This is a genomic window from Bacillus sp. ISO11, from assembly GCF_003458115.1.
Taxonomy (GTDB): Bacteria; Bacillota; Bacilli; order Bacillales; family Bacillaceae_G; genus Bacillus_A; species Bacillus_A cereus.
Genome location: NZ_QXCO01000010.1, coordinates 115,519 through 137,719, shown reverse-complemented (window position 1 = coordinate 137,719; position 22,201 = coordinate 115,519). Strand labels below are relative to the sequence as shown.

Below are 22,201 nucleotides of genomic sequence, written 5' to 3'. Positions count from 1 at the left end.
TAGATTAACTGCCCCTAAATGTCCAATTGGTGAAGGCTAATAATCGGTGGGGATGAACAAAACCCCACTGATTAAAGTTTCACTTTATCCTTGTAATTCTTTTTTAATGTTTTCAGTTAATGTAGCCATACGCTTGCGGCTTTCTTCACGCTCACGTTTGTTTTGTTCTTCAATTTGTTGTGTTTCTTGCATACCTCTTGAAATAATGTTCCAAGTTTCCTCAAGTGTTTCCATCTTAATACTAGAAGAACCTGATAATCTCGCTACTTCTACACTTTGCGTTGCGATATTTTGTGCATTTTTCTTAAGTAATTCATTTGTACGGCGATCCAGTTCAGCCATAGAATCTGCAACAAGCTTTTGACGCTTCGCATTTACCGCTTGAATGATACCATTTTTAAAGATCGGAATCGTTGTAATAAATGCTGTATTAATTTTACCAATTAATTTATTATTACCACGTTGAATCATACGAATTTGTGGTGCTGTAAGTAGTGCAACCATACGCGCTTTTTCTAAATCATCAATACGTTGCTCTAAAATTTCAACCGAGTTTTTAAGCGACTCTAATTCAATACCTGCTAATTGATCATTATTACGCACACGCTCTTCATACATCGGAACTAATTCTGTATTTAAACGCTCTAATAGCATTTCTCCTGCTACTACATACTTCTCTAAGTCTAAATAATATTTTAAGTTTTGCTCATACAAGCCATCTAACGTACCAATTGATTTTTTCATCTCATCTTGGTACTTCGTAATTTCCACATACACTTTATCAATTTCACGGCCCATCGTTTGATACTTGCTAAAGATTTGTTCAATCATTTTATCCGCTTTTTTGAACATACGTGAGAAGAAACCACTTTTCTCTTCCGCAAAGTCTTTGCTATCAAATCTGTCCATAATTTTACCAAGCTGTTTTAATAATTCACCAGAATCTTCTATCTTTGATAATGACATTGTATGTAAAATTTGATCAGCAAAACGTGAAATTTCCATAGAAGGTTCTTTTCCAAGTTCAATTAATTCTAATTGATCTTTAATATCTACCGCATTATAAATACGTTGTACATCCGCATCTTGTCTAAGTTGCAAGCGAACATCTTGTGCTGTTTGCTCATTTAATTCTGTTTTCGGATCTAGTACGACTGGGTTATTCATATGGTATTCTCCCTTTCCTTATAAAAATGGACGAAATAGTCCTTTTATTGTTTGTGATAAATTTTTATAGGCTGATGAACCATGAAACTCAAGATCGAAATTAACCTCTTCAAGCCAATGGGAATCAAATGCCCCCGCTTCAATATACGGTTCAATATCGTTTCTTCCCGTTGGATTGAAATGGAATACATCTACTCCAATTTGATTTAAAAATAGTAATAAAACAGCATCAGAACGAGTTAACTCTCCACTCTTCTCATTATTAAATATAACAATTTTCGGCACATCTTGTGAATAATCAAATTTCTCAAGCTGTTCTAAAATATTCGGTGGTATTTGAGAAAGTTGCGCGAAAACATATAGCGCTACATCTTGTTTTGTCTCTTTCGCAATTGGTTTGCACATTTCACTTTCACACGTATGGATAATCGCTTCTGCAATCCCATGTTGTAAACCTTCCGGTAAACGCTTATGCGGCCACCAATGGCTATTCATAATTAGATCAGGATGTAATTTCCCCCCACGGTCTAATGCATCTCGATAATGATATTGGAAGTTTGCTTTTTGCTCTTTCGTAAATGGGAATGTATTAACTAGTATACTGTTATCAAATGATGTAACAGCCTTTAATCGTTGAAAATACTCTTTATCATTCTTTGAAACGCCTGATATTTTCGCAAATAAAGAAGGGATATAAATATGTTTATTTTCAACAAAGAATGTCGGGCGTACAAACGCCTTTTCTTTCGTAATTAAAAAGAGCTCATCATATGTTGTTTTTAGTGTACGAGCTACAGGCGTATAGGAACGGAATTGCCACGGCTTGTACAGCAGTGAATTATCGTGGTGAAGTACTTGCTCAATTTCTTTTGAAGCTTGATACGCTACTGTTGCCACACGCTCGCGGCGGCGATCTGGAAATGGTTCAAGAGAAATACGGCCTGGATGAGACACAATAAAGGTCCTTCCCTCTTCATCAACATTCTCAAATCCATCTTTTCCTTCTGGGTGATAATAAAGCACATCACAACCGAGCATAATAAGAAAGTATAAGAAATATATACGGCTTTCCTGTGCATCACCATACCAAACGATACGCGGCATCTGTTTCTTATAATTAATCGTAGAAAACCACTTCGCTACATAATTTTCGCTTAGTTTAATTATGTCGATTAAGAAACGACGGAAGCCTTCTGTCTTTAACGACTGATTATGTTGTTTCTCATATAATTTCAATAGTGAAATAAACGTCGTATGTATGTAATGCTGTAAATCAGGATTGTCTACTTTCGGTAAAAGTTGTTTCCCAGATAAGTGTGCAACTAACCTATTTACTGTCAGACCATTTGGTGCTTCTTGATGTAATCCGAACACTTCTTGAATATGACGAAGCTTTTCCGAATCAATCACTTTGTTTAAATTTTGTTCGTGTAAAACTTCGATTCCTTTCGCTTCACTATAATCAAACAGTTCATTAAAATATTCATCTACATCATTAGGAACGCCAAGGATTCGACATGCTATATAACTAAATTTCATCTCATTCTCTGTCAGTTCATATTGTGGACGTTTTTCTAAAAGCGTTTCAAATTGCTTTAAATCTGATTCATCTTTTAATGCATATGGTTGAAGTGTAAAACGTGAAAACACAACAGTTCACCTCCAAAAACAGTTACGTTTTTTCTAAGTCCTTCTTCTATTATAAACTATTTTTTGTTATAAAAAATGGGCGCTCGCAAAACGAGCAAACCCATTTCAATTATTTATTATCTTCTTTAGTAGCTGCAACTTCTTCTTTAGCTTGTCCAGAATTCTTCATGTAGTGAATTATAAATGTTGCTCCAAATGCTACAACTAAAATAATAAAGAATAGTGTATGACTAATCTCAATCTCGATTAAAGACAGTAACATTTTCGATGCAATAATTAAGATTAAAATGTATGCTGTCGTTTCAAGCTCTGGAATACGCTCTAATAATTTCAAGAATACACCGGCAATACCACGCATCATTAAAATACCTAGCATTCCGCCTAATAATAAAATCCAAACTTCATTAGATACACCAAATGCAGCAAGTACACTATCTACAGAGAATGCGATATCCATTAATTCGACCATTGCAACTGTTCCCCAGAAGACACCGAACATTCTGAAGAAAATACTGTTTTGGTTCATACCATGAGCTTCCTCTTCTTCACCTGCACCTTTACGCTTATCAATAAAGTATTTTACTGATAACCAAGCAAGGTAAAGTGCACCAAGAAGTTTTACCCACCATAATTTAATCAAGAACATTCCGATTCCAATTGCAATAAAGCGGAATATATAAGCTCCAATAAGTCCATAGAATAATGCTTTTTTACGTTTCTCTTCAGGAAGGTGTTTTACCATTACCGCTAACACAAGTGCGTTATCAGCAGATAACAACCCTTCAAGTACAACAAGTGTACCAATTAATCCCCAAGATACTGGATCTTGCAACACTTTAATCCACATGTCCAAGTCGAAAAACTGAGCATACGTATCAAGGATTCCTTGCAAAATACTCATCTTACCTTTATCCCCTATTCTTTGCTAGATTTATAGAAAGGTCAAAAAAAGGAAACGAATATCGTTTCCTTTCTATGCATCCAAGCCATACGCTCTTACAAGCGCACCTAAACCACCTTGGAATCCACTTCCTACTGCATTAAACTTCCACTGTCCATTATGACGGTATAATTCACAAAAGACAACTGCTGTTTCGATAGAGAAGTCTTCCCCTAAATCAAAACGAAGAACTTCTTCGTTCGTCTCTTCATTCGCTAAACGAACGAATGCGTTTCCTACTTGTCCAAAGTTTTGATTACGGCCTTCCGCATCATAAATTGTAACTGTAATAGCAATTTTATGAACGTCTGCTGGAACCTTTTTCAAATCTACAACAAGTTGCTCATCGTCGCCTTCGCCTTCACCTGTTCTGTTATCGCCAGTATGTAAAACTGATCCACAAGGAGACTTTAAATTATTATAGAAGATAAAATCAGTTTCCTTCGTACATTTCCCGTTCGCATCTAATAAAAAAGCAGATGCATCTAAATCGAAATCGTCTCCGCCATCATAAGATTTAATATCCCATCCAAGACCAATTACTGCTTTTGTTAAACCAGGACTCGTCTTACCTAAATCAATCTTCTGTCCTTTTTGTAACTGAATAGCCATTTATATTCACCTCTATATTTTTATCTTTAAAAATATACCCATCAGTAAACATGCATTTCACCAATGGATATATAAATTGAATCTATTACTCTACATCTAAACCAAAGTTATTACATAGAGACGCTAACCCACCTTGGAATCCACTTCCGATTGCATTGAACTTCCAATCACCTGCATGGCGGTATAATTCACCTACTACTACCGCTGTTTCAATAGAGAAATCTTCTCCTAAATCGTAACGAATTAACTCTGCATTCTTTTCTTCATCGAGAATACGTACGAATGAGTTAGAAACTTGACCAAAGTTTTGGCTGCGGCCTTCTCCATCATAAATTGTAATTGTGAAACAAATACGTTCGATGTGAGCAGGAACATTTTTTAAATCGATTTTAATCGCTTCATCATCGCCTTCGCCTTCACCAGTTCGGTTATCTCCTAAATGCTCTACAGCACCATTCGCACCTTTGGGATTATTATAGAAAACGAAATCTTCTGCTCCTGAAACTTTACCGTTCGCACCTACTAAAAAGATACTAACATCTAAATCGAAATCAGCTTGTCCATCATAACGATTTGTATCCCAGCCAAGCCCTACAAGTACCTTTGATAAACCTGGATTTGTTTTTGTTAAATCTACCTTTTGTCCCTTTTTTAAAGAAATAGATGCCATTTAAAAATTCCTCCTTAGTTTATCCTATTGATAACGTGATACAATCTCACTTAAGTTTTTATCTTGCGTGCCTTCTCCAACTGCTGAAAACTTCCACTCATTTTCGTAGCGATACATTTCTCCTGCAATTAAAGTTGTTTTACTAGCATAGTTTTCTGATAAATTATAACGTGCTAATTCCTCACCTGTATGAGGATTTTGAATACGAATATAAGCGTTACGAATCATACCAAAGTCTTGACGTCTGTTTACACAGTCATAAATATTTACAACGAATACTAAACGGTTAATACGACTTGGGACTTTATGTAATTCTACAAAGATTGTTTCATCGTCACCTTCGCCTTCACCTGTTAAATTATCTCCTGAATGAATAATACTACCACAAGTAGAAAGTTTGTTTCCGAAGTAAACTAAATCATTTTTGTTTAAAAAACGATCTCCTTCTAACATAACAACAGATGCATCACAATCTATATTTGGTTTACTTCCAAATAATGAAGACAGAAATCCACCTGATTGCCCAATTGGATCCCAGCCTAAGCCAACCTGTAGTTTTGCTACTTTTGGTTGTCCTTTCGTTAAATCGATCTTTTGACCTTTTTCTAAAATAATAGGCATGAAGTTTCTCCCTTTCTACAAAGCATTTTCCATATCGGAAAATATTGTATTCTTCTCTTATATTGTAGCATTATTTACCTATTGATAAAAAGGATAAATTCTCAGTTATATGAAAACATTCATATAATTTACTTATGATGATGTAATAAGTGGTAAATAGCACCAATCATTCCTGCACAATTACCGTTTTGTGCAAGTTCAATCTCACAATTATTATAAATCTCTTGATTTAAGTATTTACTGACCTCTTCTTTTACTTCTTTTAAAAACTCATTTCCTCTATCGGTAATTCCTCCCCCAATAATAATTGTTTCTGGATTAAAAATATAAGCAAGATTACTAATTCCGATTGCCAAATGTTTAAAGAAAATCCCAACTGCTTGAGCAACTTCTCTATCTCCTTTATCATACAACTCAAAAATTGTTCTCCCATTCCACTCGCCTTTGCCTTTATATTTTCTTACAAGCCGAATTAATCCTGAAATCGAAGCAACCTCTTCAAACGTTTTTCCTTCTATTAGCATATTCCCCCATTCACCAGCACTAAATGAATGTCCTCGGTACAATTCTCCATCTATAAAAATTGCTCCCCCAACTCCTGTTCCAATGGTGAGCATAATAAAGTTCTCTTTCTCTCTTACACTACCATTCCACTTTTCTCCAAACGCTGCACAATTCACATCATTGTCAATCGATACTGGAACTTTTAATATCTCTTGCAATCTATCAATAATAGGAATAGTACTATATCCCGGAATATGATCCGCGCCTCCCGTCACAATTCCCTTATTAATATCAACAATTCCCGCAGTGCTAATACCAATTCCGGCAATAGTATGTTCATTCATTAATTTTTTTGATAAAAGAATGAGTTTTTGAATAATTTGTTCTCCGCCTAAGTGAATTTCTGTTGCAACTGTTTTACGCTTTAATACTCTCCCTGCTTCTGAAATAATGCCATACTTAATTTGCGTACCGCCAATATCAAACGCTATATACTCTTTCATCTACTGCCACTTCCTCTACCGTTATGAATGTAAATTCTCCACCTATTTGTAGGAAATCTACATTAACTCTTTTCTGCTTTGACAAATATACCACCTTTTTCTATATATAGTTTTTTTTGCATAAAACTCTTTTTCCTAAGAAATATTACAAAGGGATGTATTTTAGATGGAACATTCATTTCTTAGGAGGAAAACCATGACGAAAATCTTCATTTTAGCATCAACACTCTCTCTATCTTTTTTTAGCGGTTTAAATATCGGTAATGCTGCAACTGAAAACTTCCAACCATTAACAAACGCTATTGTACAAAATAGCGATCATTTTGCAGAAGGAAACTCAAAGGATAATAATAAACCTCCAGGAAATAACGGTTCTCAGGACGATAGTGGTTCCGGTGACAGCGGCTCTGGTGAAAACGGTTCTGGTGAAAACGGTTCTGGTGAAAACGGTTCTGGTGAAAACGGTTCTGGTGAAAACGGTTCTGGTGAAAACGGTTCTGGTGGCGATGGCTCTGGCGGCAATGGTTCCGGCGGTAACGGTTCTGATGGCAGTGGCTCTGGCGGCAATGGTTCCGGCGATAACGGTTCTGGTGGCAACGGTTCTAGCGGCAGTGGTTCTGGTGGCGATGGCGGCAACGGTTCCGGTGGCAGTGGTTCTGGCGGTAACGGTTCTGGTGGCAACGGTTCTAGCGGCAGTGGTTCTGGCGGTAACGGTTCTGGTGGCAACGGTTCTAGCGGCAGTGGTTCTGGTGGCGATGGCGGCAACGGTTCCGGTGGCAGTGGTTCTGGTGGCAATGACTCTGGTGGCAGTGGTTCCGGCGATAACGGTTCTGGTGGCGATGGCTCTGGTAGCAACGGCTCTGGTGGCAGCGGTTCTGGCGGTAACGGTTCTGGTGGTAACCGTTCTGGTAGCAACGGCTCTGGTGGCAGCGGTTCTGGCGGTAACGGTTCTGGTGGTAACCGTTCTGGTGGCGATGGTTCTGGTGGCAGTGGCTCACACGGCGGTAATGGCTCTCAAGGTGGCAATCGTGTTAAAGGCGATAGCAATTCTCAGGAGGGCAACGGTTCTCAAGGGGGTAATGTAAAAGATAATACGAAAAAACAAGGTGATAAATTACCGAATACCGCAACGCATTACCCTATATCTATTTTAATGGGTCTTTCAACATTCCTAATTGGTATGTTACTGTTTATTCGTCGTAAAAACGTAAAATAAGAGCAACATACTTCCATCTAAAGAATACATGAAATACTTTATAAAACTAAAAAGGACTTTGGATTGCATTTTATTATGCAGCTCAAAGTCCTTTTTATCACCTATCAGAAAAAGTATTAATACGCTTTTCCCCAATACACCATTTGTTTAGCTTCTTTACCACAACAAATACATTCATCAGCTAAATGCTCTTGCTCAAAAGGCATACAACGTGAAGATACTCCAACTTCTTCTTTTAGTTTTTCTTCACAAGCTAATTCCCCGCACCACATTGCCTTAATAAAGCCTTGCTTTTCGTCAGCTATTTTTTTCATCTCTTCGAAATTTGTCGCAACATACGTATTCTCATCGCGAAATGCTTTTGCTTTATCAAATAAAGCAATATGAATTTCTTCAAGTAATGCTGGAATACGTTCTTCTAATTGATCCATTGGTACAAACTCTTTTTCCTTCGTGTCTCTTCTTACAAGTACAACTTGATTCTTTTCAATATCTTTAGGGCCAACTTCTAATCGAATTGGAATCCCCTTCATTTCATACTCATTAAATTTCCAGCCTGGTGTTTTATTACTAGCATCTATTTTTACTCGTGCAACCTTTTGAATATGTCCTTGTAACTCTGTTGCTTTTGCTAAAACTCCTTCTTTATGCTGAGCAATCGGTACAATAACAACTTGCACTGGAGCGACTTTTGGTGGCATTACAAGTCCATTATTATCACTATGAACCATTATTAGCCCGCCTATCATTCTTGTTGATACACCCCAAGATGTTTGGTGCACATATTGCCACTTACCGTTACGATCTAAAAACTTAATATCAAATGCTTCAGAGAAATTCGTTCCAAAGTTATGAGAGGTTCCTGTTTGAAGCGCTTTTCCATCATGCATTAAACTTTCAATTGTATAAGTTGCCTTTGCTCCAGCAAACTTCTCCTTTTCTGTTTTTTGCCCTTTAATAACTGGTATCGCTAAATAATCCTCACAAAAAGAAGCATATAAGTTTAAAATATTTAATGTTTCAGTCTGCGATTCTTCTGCCGTTTCATGGATTGTATGACCCTCTTGCCATAAAAATTCAGTCGTACGAAGGAATGGCCTAGTTGTCTTCTCCCAACGAACTACTGAACACCACTGATTATATAACTTTGGCAAATCATTATAGGATTGCACAATTTTTGAAAAGTGCTCACAGAACAAAGTTTCAGATGTAGGACGTACACAAAGTCTTTCCGCTAACTTTTCATCTCCACCATGCGTAACCCATGCTACTTCAGGAGCAAATCCTTCAACATGATCCTTCTCTTTTTGCAATAAACTCTCTGGGATAAACATTGGCATATATACATTTTCATGGCCAGTTCCTTTTAACTTCTCATCCATCACCTTCTGCATATTCTCCCATAAGGCATAACCATACGGACGTAAAATCATGCACCCTTTTACACTTGAATAATCAACAAGTTCGGCTTTTTTTACAATATCGGTATACCACTGCGCAAAGTCCTCTTCCATCTTCGTAATGGCTTGCACTTGTTCTTTTGCCATAGTCAGTCTTCCTCCTTCTAGAAAATACAAAAAAGCCCGCGTCCCTAAATAGGGACCGAGCTTTGCCGGCGTTACCACCCTGATTCATGCACAAAAATTGCGCATGCTCTCTTTTTGATAACGGGAAATTCCCGCTGCATATGCAGAACTCAAAGGCAGGTTCCATATTGCCTTTTTAAGAATCTTTCAGCCTGACGGATTCTCTCTCTGCTAAAAAGGTTGAACATGTACTAGTCCTTTTTCATCGTTATAACGAAATAAATTTGTTGATTATCATAATACAAATTCTTTTTTAAAACAATAGCTAATTTTCTTATTTTTATATATCCTTTTCATTTTTTGCAGTTTTATACGTAGCTTTTCCGCGTAATTTTCACAAGTTGATGTGCAATCATACCGATAAGTGTACCAATTAGGACGAAGAAACCAATAAATCCATATCCCATTCCTTCCCACCCACCAATAACCATCATTGTAACGGGAAAGGACGCTAAGCAAAGAAGTATTAAACTAAGTGCAAATATAATATCAAACTGTTTGTCTGGAAACCGTTTCTTTAGTAAATATGAAATAGTAAATACAAGGATAATCGTGATTCCGCCAATGATGTAAAAAATACCAAATCCATCTAACCAATCCATAGTGTTCCCTCCCTCCATAGATTCCCTTATACTTAATTATATGTTTAATTTTTCTGAAAATAAATAATAAACTTTCACCTAAATATATATATATTTATTACTAGGTGTTAATAGTAATATATAATAATAGGTTTTATATAATCAGGAGGGAACTTTATGGATAAAGCATTAACAAACCACGTCATCATTTTATCATTCGACTGTTTATCAGCTTTAGATTTTCCTATACTACAAAAACTACCTCATTTCCAATCTCTAATAAAAAAGGGCACGGTTGTCGAAAAAGTAGAACCAATTTATCCTTCTGTAACATATCCAAGCCACTCAACAATCGTAACTGGTAATTACCCTAACAAGCACGGTGTTGTTAGCAATACGTTACTTCAACCAGGGCGTGAATCACCTGATTGGCATTGGTACCGAAAATCAATAAAAGGAACAACATTGTATGATGAAGCGCGCAAAGCAAATTTAACGACAGCTGCCCTTCTATGGCCTGTTACTGGAAGAGCGAACATCGATTACAATTTACCAGAAATTTTCCCCAATAGACCTTGGCAAAATCAAGTGTTAGTTTCCTTATTTAGCGGTAGCCCACTATACCAATTAGATTTAAATCGTCGTTTCGGCCATATAAGAAATGGTTTATCACAACCAGAGCTGGATGATTTCGTCCTCGCCTCTGCTGTGCATACAATCCAGACGAAAAAGCCTAATGTCATGTTCGTACATTTCACCGATCTAGACACACAAAGACACTATCACGGCTTTGAATCTAACGAAACAACAGCTGCTATCCAGAGACACGACGAACGTCTAGGGAAAATTATTCAAGCACTAAAAGAAAGTGACCTATACGAAGAAAGTACAATTATTGCCCTTGGTGATCATAGCGCTTTAAGTGAAAACAAATCCATCCAATTAAATGTGCTATTCTATCAAAGAGGACTTATATCTCTTAATAAAAAAGGAAAATTAGTAGACTGGAAAGCCTATTGCCAAAGTTGCGACGGCTCTGCCTATGTATATGTAAAGGACAAAAATGATACGGATACAATCCGGGAGGTACAACTACTCCTTGAAGAACTACTTCAAAATAAACAAAACGGAATTGAATTTATACTTCATGATGAAGCTGCCAAAGACTGCGGTGCAGACGGTAATTGTTTATTCATGTTAGAAGCACGAGAAGGGTATTATTTCACTGAAAACTATACAGGAGATTTTATAAAAGAAATTACTGAAAAAGATGTTACGCCTAGTAAAAAATATACATTTGGTACGCATGGATACTCTCCAACAAAACCTAACTATGAAACAATTTTTATCGCTGCTGGGAAAGGAATAAAAAGTGGCTTTACCGTCCCGTATATGAGACTTATTGATGAAGGTCCAACTATCGCTAGACTACTCGGTTTACACTTAGGTGAAACAGACGGAGCAATTGTAGAGGATTTACTCCAATTGTAAAGAACTGTGTATATATGTAAAAGTTATGTAAAATTCATCACTGTTTCTCTTTTTATAATTTTTATTTTTGTACACTGTTAGTAAAACAAATTTAAGGGGGAACATTATATGAAAAAAATGTCCAGACAAGAAAAAAGCTGGATATTATACGATTGGGCGAACTCTGTATACTCGCTCGTCATTACAACTGCATTATTTCCAATTTACTTTAAAGCAGCTGCAAAAGAAGCTGGACTATCTGGGGCAACTTCAACAGCATATTGGGGATATGCAAACTCATTCGCAACACTTTTAATTTCTATACTTGCTCCTATTCTTGGCACAGTTGCTGATTATAAAGGATTTAAAAAACGTTTTTTCACATTCTTCTTTGGACTCGGTATCGTATTTACAAGTATGTTAGCAGTCGTTCCAACCTCTCAGTGGTACTTATTGCTAGGGTGCTATATGCTCGCCTTAATCGGCTTTGCTGGAGCAAACATTTTCTATGATGCATTTTTAGTAGACGTCACTTCTGAAGATAGAATGGACCGAATTTCTACAAGAGGATTTGCATTAGGTTATATCGGGAGTACAATTCCTTTTATCGGTTGTATCGCTCTTATTATTCTTTCTCAAAAAGGAACTATTCCCTTATCGGTCGGCATTGCTAGTCAAATTTCCTTTGCAATAACAGCTCTTTGGTGGGGGTTATTTACAATTCCAATGCTAAAAAACGTAGAGCAAACACACTATATTGAGCGTCATCCAAGACCTATTAGAATGAGCTTCAAACGTCTTGCTGATACTTTTAAAAATATTAAAGAATATAAAACTGTATTTATGTTTCTAATCGCTTACTTTTTCTATATTGACGGAGTCGATACAATTATTACTATGTCTACCGCTTACGGAACCGATCTCGGTATTAGTGCAACGAATCTATTAATCATATTATTTGTAACACAAATTGTCGCTTGTCCATTTGCTTTACTATACGGAAAATTATCTGAAACATTTACTGGCAAAAAAATGCTATATGTCGGTATCATTATTTATATCATTATTTGCACATATGCTTATTTTTTAAAAACGACACTTGATTTTTGGATTTTAGCAATGTTAGTTGCTACATCTCAAGGTGGTATTCAAGCACTAAGTCGTTCATACTTTGCAAAACTAGTACCAAAAGAATCTGCTAATGAATTCTTCGGATTTTATAATATATTTGGGAAGTTTGCCGCAATTATGGGTCCGGTATTAGTCGGTGTTACAACGCAATTAACAGGAAAAACAAACGCTGGTGTTCTTAGTATTATTGTTCTATTTATTATCGGAGGATTCTTACTAACTAGAGTTCCAGAAAATAATACATCCGTTACACCACCTAGTCCAAAGACTAAAACGCTATAAGAAAAGATCCTCTTCTCATAAGAAGAGGATCTTTTTTATTTTTAAAGGTGCGCCTTATAATGAACGACTCTACTGCTTGTACAAAAATAATTTATCAACAGTTGTTCCTAATACTTCAGCTAAACGGAACGCTAACGCTAAGCTTGGATCATATTTATTATTCTCAATTGCATTTATCGTTTGTCTAGAAACCTTACATTTATCAGCTAATGCGCCTTGTGAAATATTATTTTCAGTGCGTAATTCATAGATTTGATTTTTCACACCATTGCTCCTAACCTGTAAAATCGTTTTTACAACATCAGTATATAATTGGCTCATATAGTTGTCAAAAGTTCCTCAAAGAAAAAAGGAGCAATATTGCTCCCTTACAATAGTTATTTTGAAGCTAATGAATTTGTTAGTGCCTCTTTGTTAGCGATATCTTCTTTCTTTATTTGCATACGTACAACTGGCCCTATCGCTAATAAAATAAGTGCCATCGCTATACAAAACACAGTAACTAGTGAAGTTAGTTCCTTTAATCCTCCAGCTAATGAAGTTCCAATTAGCATTGCCCCCATAAACAGTGGTAAAATCGTTCCATTTACTCTTCCAACCATATTTTCTGGTACAAGTTGAATCATAAGCGTACCGACAACAATATTAACACAAGCTAAACAAATACCTGTTCCAAATCTCATGAAACTAGTAATCCAAAATGATGTAGATAGCCCTTCTACTAAAAATGAAATGGCTAATATACCCATACCGAATACAAACATCTTTTTCGGATTCACTTTTGAAGCGAAAACTGCAGCAACAATACCACCGAGTAACATACCTATTCCGTCAGCTGCCGCTAAATATTGAACAGCTTCTTTTTCCATACCTAAACGTTCAATTACAAGGAATACTTCTAATGGATTCGTTAATCCAACAGCTAAACCCATAATTGTAAAAGTGATCGTAATCATACGTAAATTTTTCGTATGAAGAACATACTTCCAACCTTCTTTTATATCATTTTTTAATGAGTCTCTCGCCACCTGCTCTTTTTCAACCCATTTTGGTAAGAATGAAAGGGCGATAGCAGATAACAAAAATAAAATGATTAAGCTATATAGTGATGTAAATAAACCAAGTTGTGTATACACAAGCGATCCCACCACTGGTCCAAAAATCAGAAATAATGACTGTAATGTTTGGTTAAATGCAATCGCATTTGCTACCTCTCCTTCTTTTACATAGCGCTTAAATATACGCGAAGATGAGGGCTGAGAAAACTGACCTACAATCGCGGAAATGAGTGTTGCAAAAAATATAGCCTGCCAATAATCCAGCTTTAACAACAAGACAATTCCTATAATAGACAGTACACTTAATACATCTCCAGCGACCATTGTTCTTTTCGGATTCCAGCGATCAGCTAGCGCACCACCGATAAACGAGAAAATAAAAATAGGTGCATATTCCATAACTGATAACAACGAAACAGAAACTGGATCATTATTCGTTCGCTCCATTATAAAATACAAAAGAGCCATATTTCTGATCCAAATTGCAAATTGTTGTAAAATATCAGACGCCATAACGAGCATAAATGCTCGGTTTTTAAATAAAGCGTTCATTTTCATTCCCCTTTCATAAACCGACCGTTCGGTCTAATTTATTTTGTAAGAAAAGCAACTGACCTATTATTCAGCTGCCATTCCTTTTAACAATACATCTATTGCCTTTTTATAAATACGTTTCAGCTCTTTATAATCTAATTCGTAGTAAAGCACTCCAAGTCCTGATAATAATCCGTTTACAATATACATAAGATCACGAGTATTATCTTCACGGAACTCTCCAGACTGTATACCTACTTCAATTAATTTCTCAAACATAACATATGATTCTCTAGTTAAAGCTAACAGTTCATCCAGAATCTCTTTACTTACAACTTGGCTCATAGAGAATTCCTCTATTGCATTTGAAATTGGTTGCTGTATGTCCTCTACATGATATTCCGCGAGACCATATAGTTTTTCAGTACTAGTGCTATACAACTTCTCTTTTTCATTCCATTTTTCAATCCAATCATACGTATGCTGTTTTACTACAAATAAAAATAATTCTTCTTTACTTTTAAAGTGATAATAAATACTTCCTTTACTTCGCTCTGTAATTTCACAAATCTCTTCCATAGATGTAGCTGCGTAGCCCTTCTGTGAAAATAGACTTTCTGCTTTATATGCAATTTCTTTCTTTATCTCTTCTGCGCTTCTTCTCATATTCACACCTCTTTAAACCGACCGTTCAGTCTAATAATAACAAATCAAAAACCTCTATCGCAAGAGGCTATATTCCTTATTTAAGAAAACGTACTTTCAAACCAAGTTCGAATCATATGTATGGTTCCAAATTTAAATGCTAATTTAACAAGAAATACGCCTATATAAGGCGCATTTTTATCAATCACCACCGCCACCACAGCTTCCTCCGCTATCTCCCCCAAAAGATCCTCCACAATCATGTGAGCCGCCATCATGCGAGCTATCATTATCAGATCCAGCAAAGAAAAATAATGGTGATGAGCTGTTAGATGAATTATGAATGTTATTTTGTTTTGTAAGATTTACCTTCTTTTTGTTCGATCGAACTGCTGTTACGATTGTTCCAACTACAACAAATAATAGTATGACAATAATAAATTCCATTTAAAAGCCTCCCTTATTCCTCGAATAATTGAATGGTTCTCTCTAGATTTTCAAGTGAAATGAAGCGTGATTCACGAAGAATTTCTTTTCCATTATGAAATAATAAAATTGTTGGCCCTGTAAATACTCCATATCGCCCCGCAATCTCCTGCATGTCTTGTAGTAATATCTCTATTTTCTCTACGTAATCATAATTCTCTAATACGCAATTTACTTTTCTTAGCATAACATCACAAACACCACAATTTTCCGTTTTAATAAACAGAAGTACCAATTGTTGTTCTTCGATATAGGTCGCTAATTCTTCTATCGTTTTAAATGTAGTCATCTTATCCCTCTTAGCGTAATTTACGAAATACTTTGTCTTGATACATACGAAAAGCTGAACTATCTTTAACCTTTCTCTTTTCCATTACCTGCTGAAAACGAAGCGTTTTTGCTGTTAACTCTTCTCGTAATCTCTTTCTCTCTTCTTCATCATAACAGCAAGCAATTAGATCCTCTATTTTTAATATATCTTTTTGTAGTTCCATTTCTGGTGGAATCATTCCCGCATTTTTTAAAATTTTATAACTCATTCTAAGTTCTGGAGGTACCATTGAAAGATCTTCTAATTGTAGTGGTTTTCCTTTTCCCGGAAGATAATCAAGATCACCATTCCTTATTGCTTGTCGAATTTTTTCTTCAGCAATGTTCAAAAACACATCCACACTATTCCCTCCTTTACATATTTTTACTATTATTTTACATGATATTTCCTTATCTTTCTATGCCTTTAATAATTGGCTCCATACAATTTTTTCTCAAATTTATTTATAATGAGCTTTTTCCTCCCATACCGATCTTTCGTTTTCATATACAGTTTGTATTCAAGCCTTTTTGTATTGAGAAAGTCTTTTTCAATTTAATAAAGCGTTTACACTAAATCTTACATTTGTTACGATTTAATCACCCCCAGCTCCCTTGTATAGACTTCGTGATGTCTGATCATTTTATCTAGACGTTTTATACGTCTAGATTCATTTTGATTTATTGGCGTATGCCTTTAAATATATCTTTTATTTTGAAAGGAGAAATGGCTATGAGGTCTCAAAAATTCACACTGTTATTACTATCTCTACTACTTTTCTTACCTCTTTTTCTCACAAATTTTATTAATCCAAATCTCGCATTAGCAGATTCACCAAAGCAAAGTCAAAAAATTGTTGGATACTTTCCTTCGTGGGGCGTTTACGGACGTAATTATCAAGTTGCTGACATTGATGCATCAAAACTTACTCACCTTAACTATGCTTTCGCGGATATTTGTTGGAACGGAAAACATGGAAACCCTTCTACTCATCCTGATAATCCAAATAAACAAACGTGGAACTGTAAAGAATCTGGTGTACCATTGCAAAATAAAGAGGTTCCTAATGGTACTCTCGTACTCGGTGAACCATGGGCTGATGTTACCAAATCGTATCCTGGCTCAGGGACAACTTGGGAAGATTGCGATAAATATGCCCGTTGCGGAAATTTCGGGGAACTAAAACGATTAAAAGCTAAATATCCTCACTTAAAAACAATTATTTCCGTTGGTGGCTGGACTTGGTCTAACCGCTTTTCTGATATGGCCGCTGATGAAAAAACAAGAAAAGTATTTGCTGAATCTACAGTAGCTTTTCTTCGCGCATATGGGTTTGATGGCGTAGATTTAGACTGGGAATATCCGGGCGTTGAAACGATTCCTGGTGGTAGTTATCGTCCTGAAGATAAACAAAATTTCACTCTCCTTCTTCAAGACGTCCGAAATGCTTTGAATAAAGCAGGTGCTGAAGATGGCAAACAATATTTACTAACAATCGCTTCAGGTGCAAGTCAACGCTACGCTGATCATACAGAACTAAAGAAAATTTCTCAAATACTCGATTGGATTAATATTATGACATATGATTTCCACGGCGGATGGGAAGCTACTTCTAATCATAATGCAGCTCTATATAAGGATCCAAATGACCCAGCAGCAAATACGAATTTTTACGTAGATGGTGCTATAAATGTTTATACAAATGAAGGTGTTCCAGTCGATAAACTAGTATTAGGCGTACCCTTTTACGGACGTGGCTGGAAAAGTTGTGGCAAAGAAAATAACGGACAATATCAACCTTGCAAACCAGGTAGTGATGGGAAACTTGCTTCTAAAGGTACTTGGGATGATTACTCTACCGGTGACACAGGTGTGTATGATTACGGTGATTTAGCAGCCAATTACGTTAATAAAAATGGTTTTGTACGCTACTGGAATGACACAGCTAAAGTACCTTACTTATATAATGCAACTACAGGCACATTTATTAGCTACGATGACAATGAATCTATGAAATACAAAACAGACTATATAAAGACGAAAGGTTTAAGTGGAGCAATGTTTTGGGAACTAAGCGGAGATTGCCGTACAAGTCCAAAATATAGTTGCAGTGGTCCAAAATTACTTGATACGCTAGTAAAAGAATTACTTGGTGGACCTATTAGTCAAAAAGATACTGAGCCACCAACGAATGTTAAAAACATTGTAGTTACGAATAAAAATTCAAACTCAGTTCAATTAAACTGGACTGTATCTACTGATAACGTAGGAGTTACGGAATATGAAATTACTGCTGGAGAAGAGAAATGGAGTACAACAACAAATAGCATTACAATTAAAAACTTAAAACCTAATACGGAATACAAATTTTCGGTAATTGCCAAAGATGCTGCTGGAAATAAATCACAACCTACCGCTCTTACTGTCAAAACGGATGAAGCTAATACGACACCTCCTGATGGAAATGGTACTGCTACATTTTCAGTCACTTCGAATTGGGGCAGCGGTTATAACTTCTCGATTATAATCAAAAATAATGGAACGACTCCTATTAAAAATTGGAAATTAGAATTTGATTATAGCGGCAATTTAACACAAGTTTGGGATTCTAAAATTAGTAGTAAAACAAATAATCATTATGTAATTACGAACGCAGGATGGAATGGTGAAATTCCTCCTGGTGGATCTATTACAATTGGCGGTGCAGGAACAGGTAATCCTGCCGAACTTTTAAATGCCGTCATTAGCGAAAACTAGACGTAATATCCATTAATTACTTCAATAAAGTTTGAATTTAGGTTTGAGCAATACCTCCTAAATTCAAACTTTTAATTTTATGAAAAATCAAAAATATCACAATAACCTATTATAATTATATTTAATTTCTAATATGAAGTTTATATGAAGTTCATTTGAATTTTACATGAATTTCCTTTAATTTCTATTGTCTTCCTATAATATCCATATTATCCTTTACATAAAGGAATTATTTTTATTCCATTTTGAACTATCTATATATATAAAGAAAGATAGTCACCTGTTAGGGAAAGGCTTTCGTATTATAAATATAACAAAAGAAAAAGCACGCTTATAAGCGCACCATAAGAGTGCTTCTTCATACAATTCTCATGTAAGAGTTCTCGAAAATCATGTTAATCATAAAGAAAAGGCATTAGCTCATAAAAGCTAATGCCTTTTCTTTATTCATATTGTTCAGCATTCCATTCTTCTATATTTCATAATTTTGTTATCTACGATTCATAGAAAGAAGGTTCATGTGAGACAATTAAAACCGTTCCTTTGTATTGTTGTAATGCTTCCTATAAAGCCATCTTAGTTTCTACATCCAAATGATTAGTCCGTTCGTCTAAAATTAAAACATCAGCTTTTTCTATTTTTTCATATAAGGAGCTAACACACTTAAAACCTCTTCTTTATCCTTTTTTAATTCGAGTGATGTTAACATATCCATCGTTCTCGGCCTAGGTAATTTCACTTGTACCTCGCCAACTATTGACGCTGGTCTTTGAGATAAAATAAATACGCGATCTGAAAGCAAGATTGCCTCATCTAAGTCATGTGTAACCATAACGATTGTTTGCTTCTCTTGATGCCAAGAGTTTAAAAGCCAGCTATGTACTTCCATTTTTGTAAATGCATCTAATTTACCAAAAGGCTCATCAAGCAGCATAATTGGCTTTTCACATAAATATGTGCGCAGAAAACTAATTCTTTGACGCATACCACCAGACAATTCATCTGGATAATGGTTTGCATATTCATCTAGTTCGAACTGCTTTAATGCTTCCATTCCCTCTGTCAGCCTTTGTTTTTTCGGCTTTCCTTCAATTTCTAACGGAAGAACGATATTTTGCAAAGCTGATCGCCACGGTAGCAATAAATCTTGTTGTGGCATATAACTAACAACATCTTGCTCTTGTACTTGCTTATCGTTATACGTTACGTTCCCGCTTGTTGGTTTTTCAACATTTGCAATCATGTTTAATAATGTGCTTTTCCCGCAACCACTCGGTCCTACAAAGGAAACAAACTCTCCCTCTTGTATAGAGGCACTAATATTCTCTAATACATTCTTTCCGTCGAAAGATTTTACTATATTTTTTATTTGTAATCCGCTCATTTTTCACTTGGAAGGAATTCATTTGTAAAAGCATCTTTTACATCGATTTTCTTTTTAATAACTTTGTTGTCATATAAGAAATTCATGTAATTCGTCCAAATTTCTTCCTTCTGTACTCCCCATGCTTTAGCATCATCTTGATACTTCGTACTTAACCATTTTTGGCTTTCTTGAACTAAATCTTTATTCACATCTGGAACAGCTTTAATTAAAATATCAGCAGCCTCTTTCGGTTCCTTAATTGCAAAATTATAACCTTCTGTCGTTGCACTCATAAACTTTTTCACAAAGTCTTTATCTTGCTTCGTATGTTTTTCACTCGTAATAATAACAGGACTATAGAAATCAAGCGCTGGATCTAAGTCCTTCACCATAATCGTATTTAACTCTTTTCCTTGACGCTTCGCTTCAATACCATCCCAACCGTAATAAATCCATTCGAAATCTGCATCACGGCCAATTGATTTAAAGAAATCTGTTTGTCCTAAGATGATTTTTTCAACTTTATTAAAATCAGCTTGATGTTTATCCATAATCGTCTTTAATGTCGCTTCTTCTGCTGGTCCTCCCCAGCCGCCGTAACGTTTACCTTCAAAATCTTTCGGTGACGTCATATTGTCTTTCTTAAGCGATGCAAACGCTGAAGTGTTATGCTGAATAATCGCTCCTACAGATACAACAGGAATTCCTTCTACACGAGCTAACGTTACATTTTCTTGTGCGCTTATTGCGAAGTCTGCTTTTCCTGATGCTATCATTTGCTCTGCTGTTACATTGTCACCTGGTTGAATAATTTCTACATCTAATCCTTGCTTTTTGTAATAATCTTTCGTTTTCGCTACATACAAGCCAGTATGATTCGTATTTGGAAACCAATCTAATACTACTTTTACTTTTTGATCTTTACTTGCACTTTCTTCTTTCTTCGCCGGATTACATCCAGCCACACCTACCGCTACTAAGGCAGCTAACATAACTTTCAAACCTTTTTTCATTTTCTGCCGTCCTTTCTATATATCCATGGTGCTGTTATTCTTGCCATAAACTCTACGATAAAATACAGGCATAATGTCACCATAACGATGATTGCTGCAACACCAAATACTCGGGCAGTCAAAAAGGATTTTGTAGCCCTCGTAAGCATAACGCCTAATCCTTCACTTGCACCAAGCCATTCTCCGATAATTGCCCCCATTACGCTATATGTAACTGCAATTTTTAAACCTGAGAAAAAGTATGGGAGCACTGCTGGAAATTTTACTTTCTGGTAAACTTGCCATTTCGTCGCCTTCATTGTTTGTAACAGTTTCAGCATATTTTTATCTACTGTTTGAAAACCTTCTAAAATACTAAGCGCAATTGGGAAGAAACAAACGAGTATTACGACCATTACTTTCGGCAACATCCCATATCCAAACCAAATAATAAATAGCGGTGCAAGTACAACAATTGGAATTGTTTGCGAAATAACGAGCAATGGATTTATTAAAATACGAAATAACGGTATAACGTCCATAATAATTGCGATACTCGTCCCCAATAAAATTGCAAAGAATAGTCCAATTATAACTTCCTGCAGTGTTTGCATCGTATTTGGTAATAGTAAATCTTTCATCCCAATTAATTCTTGAACAATGGCAGAAGGCTTTGGTAAAATCCACGGTTCGATTTTAAATAATGAAACAGATCCTTCCCATATCGCAATGAGAAGGATAAGCCAAATAGTTGTAATAAGTTTAGATTGCTTCTGGTTTTGCATATTCATCACGGTACTTCCAAACCTTTTCATCTATCGTTACACCAGTGCTTGGACGATAATGGATTTTAATAGAAGTAATCACTTCTTCTGCTCCAGCATCGACGCAAGCTTGTTGCGCACGTTTAACGACATCAAGAAGTACATCTAATTCTCCTTCCAAAGTTGTTTCCATTGCCCCTACTTCATAACGAACTCCCGATTGTTGCACAACTTCAATTGCTTTATCGACAACAGAATATACATCTTTCGTTTTCGCTTGTGGTACTACTGAAAATGACATTGTAACTTGTTGTGACATAATAAAATCCCCCTTATAAAATTAAATTTCAAAAATA

24 protein-coding genes, 2 pseudogenes and 1 other annotated feature are annotated in these 22,201 nt (G+C 35.9%); of the genes and pseudogenes, 5 read left to right on the top strand and 21 right to left on the bottom strand.

The window, feature by feature from the left end; all coding sequences use genetic code 11:
• Positions 1 to 84: 84 nt before the first annotated feature.
• The 8 genes from D1166_RS13465 to D1166_RS32350 all read right to left on the bottom strand — a co-directional run bounded on the left by D1166_RS13465 (position 85) and on the right by D1166_RS32350 (position 7,175).
• Positions 85 to 1,167 carry a toxic anion resistance protein gene (locus D1166_RS13465; RefSeq protein ID WP_001064409.1) on the bottom strand — a complete coding sequence of 361 codons (1,083 nt, stop codon included), beginning with the start codon at positions 1,165 to 1,167 and terminating at the stop codon, positions 85 to 87.
• An 18-nt stretch (positions 1,168 to 1,185) separates the two neighbouring features.
• Positions 1,186 to 2,817, bottom strand: a complete 1,632-nt coding sequence (locus D1166_RS13460) for a YceG family protein (protein ID WP_000492865.1) — start codon at positions 2,815 to 2,817, stop codon at positions 1,186 to 1,188.
• A gap of 109 nt (positions 2,818 to 2,926) precedes the next feature.
• The gene (locus tag D1166_RS13455; RefSeq protein WP_000025688.1) at positions 2,927 to 3,718 is read right to left on the bottom strand and encodes a TerC family protein; all 792 of its coding nucleotides are present in this window, start codon (positions 3,716 to 3,718) and stop codon (positions 2,927 to 2,929) included.
• A 72-nt stretch (positions 3,719 to 3,790) separates the two neighbouring features.
• On the bottom strand, positions 3,791 to 4,369 hold the full coding sequence (locus D1166_RS13450; RefSeq protein ID WP_001007532.1) for a TerD family protein: 579 nt from the start codon (positions 4,367 to 4,369) through the stop codon (positions 3,791 to 3,793).
• Positions 4,370 to 4,454: 85 nt separating this feature from the next.
• Positions 4,455 to 5,039 carry a TerD family protein gene (locus D1166_RS13445; RefSeq protein WP_000146720.1) on the bottom strand — a complete coding sequence of 195 codons (585 nt, stop codon included), beginning with the start codon at positions 5,037 to 5,039 and terminating at the stop codon, positions 4,455 to 4,457.
• Positions 5,040 to 5,063: 24 nt separating this feature from the next.
• Positions 5,064 to 5,660: a TerD family protein gene (locus tag D1166_RS13440; RefSeq protein ID WP_001121578.1), complete on the bottom strand. Its 597-nt coding sequence runs from the start codon at positions 5,658 to 5,660 to the stop codon at positions 5,064 to 5,066.
• A 128-nt stretch (positions 5,661 to 5,788) separates the two neighbouring features.
• Complete coding sequence (locus tag D1166_RS13435; RefSeq protein WP_000666107.1) at positions 5,789 to 6,667, bottom strand: ROK family protein; 879 nt, start codon at positions 6,665 to 6,667, stop codon at positions 5,789 to 5,791.
• A 337-nt stretch (positions 6,668 to 7,004) separates the two neighbouring features.
• Positions 7,005 to 7,175, bottom strand: coding sequence for a pentapeptide repeat-containing protein (locus tag D1166_RS32350; RefSeq protein WP_481747871.1), 171 nt, complete (start codon positions 7,173 to 7,175; stop codon positions 7,005 to 7,007).
• A gap of 415 nt (positions 7,176 to 7,590) precedes the next feature.
• On the opposite strand from D1166_RS32350, the gene D1166_RS32345 reads away from it, so the two are divergent.
• On the top strand, positions 7,591 to 7,752 hold the full coding sequence (locus tag D1166_RS32345; RefSeq protein WP_481747872.1) for a hypothetical protein: 162 nt from the start codon (positions 7,591 to 7,593) through the stop codon (positions 7,750 to 7,752).
• Positions 7,753 to 7,772: 20 nt separating this feature from the next.
• Positions 7,773 to 7,883 (top strand): annotated as a pseudogene (locus D1166_RS32340) (LPXTG cell wall anchor domain-containing protein); the annotation flags it as partial.
• A 116-nt stretch (positions 7,884 to 7,999) separates the two neighbouring features.
• Here D1166_RS32340 and proS read toward each other — a convergent pair.
• Positions 8,000 to 9,430: a proline--tRNA ligase gene (proS, locus tag D1166_RS13425; RefSeq protein WP_097856519.1), complete on the bottom strand. Its 1,431-nt coding sequence runs from the start codon at positions 9,428 to 9,430 to the stop codon at positions 8,000 to 8,002.
• A gap of 47 nt (positions 9,431 to 9,477) precedes the next feature.
• Positions 9,478 to 9,684: a binding site (T-box leader), on the bottom strand.
• Between the two features lie 93 nt (positions 9,685 to 9,777).
• Positions 9,778 to 10,071 (bottom strand): YesK-like family protein, encoded by a 294-nt coding sequence (locus D1166_RS13420; protein WP_000383858.1) that lies wholly within the window; start codon positions 10,069 to 10,071, stop codon positions 9,778 to 9,780.
• Between the two features lie 156 nt (positions 10,072 to 10,227).
• Here D1166_RS13420 and D1166_RS13415 point away from each other — a divergent pair, with 156 nt between their 5' ends.
• Positions 10,228 to 11,541 (top strand): alkaline phosphatase family protein, encoded by a 1,314-nt coding sequence (locus tag D1166_RS13415; protein WP_097856520.1) that lies wholly within the window; start codon positions 10,228 to 10,230, stop codon positions 11,539 to 11,541.
• 108 nt (positions 11,542 to 11,649) lie between these two features.
• A complete protein-coding gene (locus D1166_RS13410) occupies positions 11,650 to 12,933 on the top strand; it encodes an MFS transporter (RefSeq protein ID WP_000738812.1) in 1,284 nt (427 codons plus the stop codon).
• A 69-nt stretch (positions 12,934 to 13,002) separates the two neighbouring features.
• Here D1166_RS13410 and D1166_RS13405 read toward each other — a convergent pair whose 3' ends face one another.
• The 7 genes and pseudogenes from D1166_RS13405 to D1166_RS13375 all read right to left on the bottom strand — a co-directional run bounded on the left by D1166_RS13405 (position 13,003) and on the right by D1166_RS13375 (position 16,327).
• On the bottom strand, positions 13,003 to 13,254 hold the full coding sequence (locus tag D1166_RS13405) for a helix-turn-helix transcriptional regulator (protein WP_002023181.1): 252 nt from the start codon (positions 13,252 to 13,254) through the stop codon (positions 13,003 to 13,005).
• Positions 13,255 to 13,310: 56 nt separating this feature from the next.
• On the bottom strand, positions 13,311 to 14,543 hold the full coding sequence (locus D1166_RS13400; protein WP_000992567.1) for an MFS transporter: 1,233 nt from the start codon (positions 14,541 to 14,543) through the stop codon (positions 13,311 to 13,313).
• A 66-nt stretch (positions 14,544 to 14,609) separates the two neighbouring features.
• Positions 14,610 to 15,191, bottom strand: a complete 582-nt coding sequence (locus tag D1166_RS13395; RefSeq protein WP_001254434.1) for a TetR/AcrR family transcriptional regulator — start codon at positions 15,189 to 15,191, stop codon at positions 14,610 to 14,612.
• Positions 15,192 to 15,271: 80 nt separating this feature from the next.
• Positions 15,272 to 15,352: pseudogene (locus tag D1166_RS13390) on the bottom strand (histidine kinase); the annotation flags it as partial.
• A 19-nt stretch (positions 15,353 to 15,371) separates the two neighbouring features.
• Positions 15,372 to 15,617, bottom strand: coding sequence for a hypothetical protein (locus D1166_RS13385; RefSeq protein WP_000394369.1), 246 nt, complete (start codon positions 15,615 to 15,617; stop codon positions 15,372 to 15,374).
• 13 nt (positions 15,618 to 15,630) lie between these two features.
• Complete coding sequence (locus D1166_RS13380) at positions 15,631 to 15,945, bottom strand: thioredoxin family protein (protein WP_000206517.1); 315 nt, start codon at positions 15,943 to 15,945, stop codon at positions 15,631 to 15,633.
• A gap of 10 nt (positions 15,946 to 15,955) precedes the next feature.
• Positions 15,956 to 16,327 (bottom strand): DnaJ family domain-containing protein, encoded by a 372-nt coding sequence (locus tag D1166_RS13375; RefSeq protein WP_000382381.1) that lies wholly within the window; start codon positions 16,325 to 16,327, stop codon positions 15,956 to 15,958.
• Between the two features lie 371 nt (positions 16,328 to 16,698).
• On the opposite strand from D1166_RS13375, the gene D1166_RS13370 reads away from it, so the two are divergent.
• Positions 16,699 to 18,723 carry a glycosyl hydrolase family 18 protein gene (locus D1166_RS13370; protein ID WP_001257472.1) on the top strand — a complete coding sequence of 675 codons (2,025 nt, stop codon included), beginning with the start codon at positions 16,699 to 16,701 and terminating at the stop codon, positions 18,721 to 18,723.
• Positions 18,724 to 19,357: 634 nt separating this feature from the next.
• Here the strand turns inward: D1166_RS13370 and D1166_RS13365 are convergent.
• From D1166_RS13365 to D1166_RS13350, 4 genes are read right to left on the bottom strand one after another with little or no spacing between them, the layout of a single operon-like run.
• Positions 19,358 to 20,107 (bottom strand): ABC transporter ATP-binding protein, encoded by a 750-nt coding sequence (locus D1166_RS13365; protein WP_097861528.1) that lies wholly within the window; start codon positions 20,105 to 20,107, stop codon positions 19,358 to 19,360.
• A complete protein-coding gene (locus D1166_RS13360) occupies positions 20,104 to 21,102 on the bottom strand; it encodes an ABC transporter substrate-binding protein (RefSeq protein WP_000715568.1) in 999 nt (332 codons plus the stop codon). The genes D1166_RS13365 and D1166_RS13360 overlap by 4 nt, the downstream gene beginning before the upstream one ends.
• Positions 21,099 to 21,872, bottom strand: a complete 774-nt coding sequence (locus D1166_RS13355) for an ABC transporter permease (protein ID WP_001057166.1) — start codon at positions 21,870 to 21,872, stop codon at positions 21,099 to 21,101. The genes D1166_RS13360 and D1166_RS13355 overlap by 4 nt, the downstream gene beginning before the upstream one ends.
• Positions 21,844 to 22,164, bottom strand: a complete 321-nt coding sequence (locus tag D1166_RS13350) for an MTH1187 family thiamine-binding protein (protein ID WP_000082906.1) — start codon at positions 22,162 to 22,164, stop codon at positions 21,844 to 21,846. The genes D1166_RS13355 and D1166_RS13350 overlap by 29 nt, the downstream gene beginning before the upstream one ends.
• Positions 22,165 to 22,201: the final 37 nt, after the last annotated feature.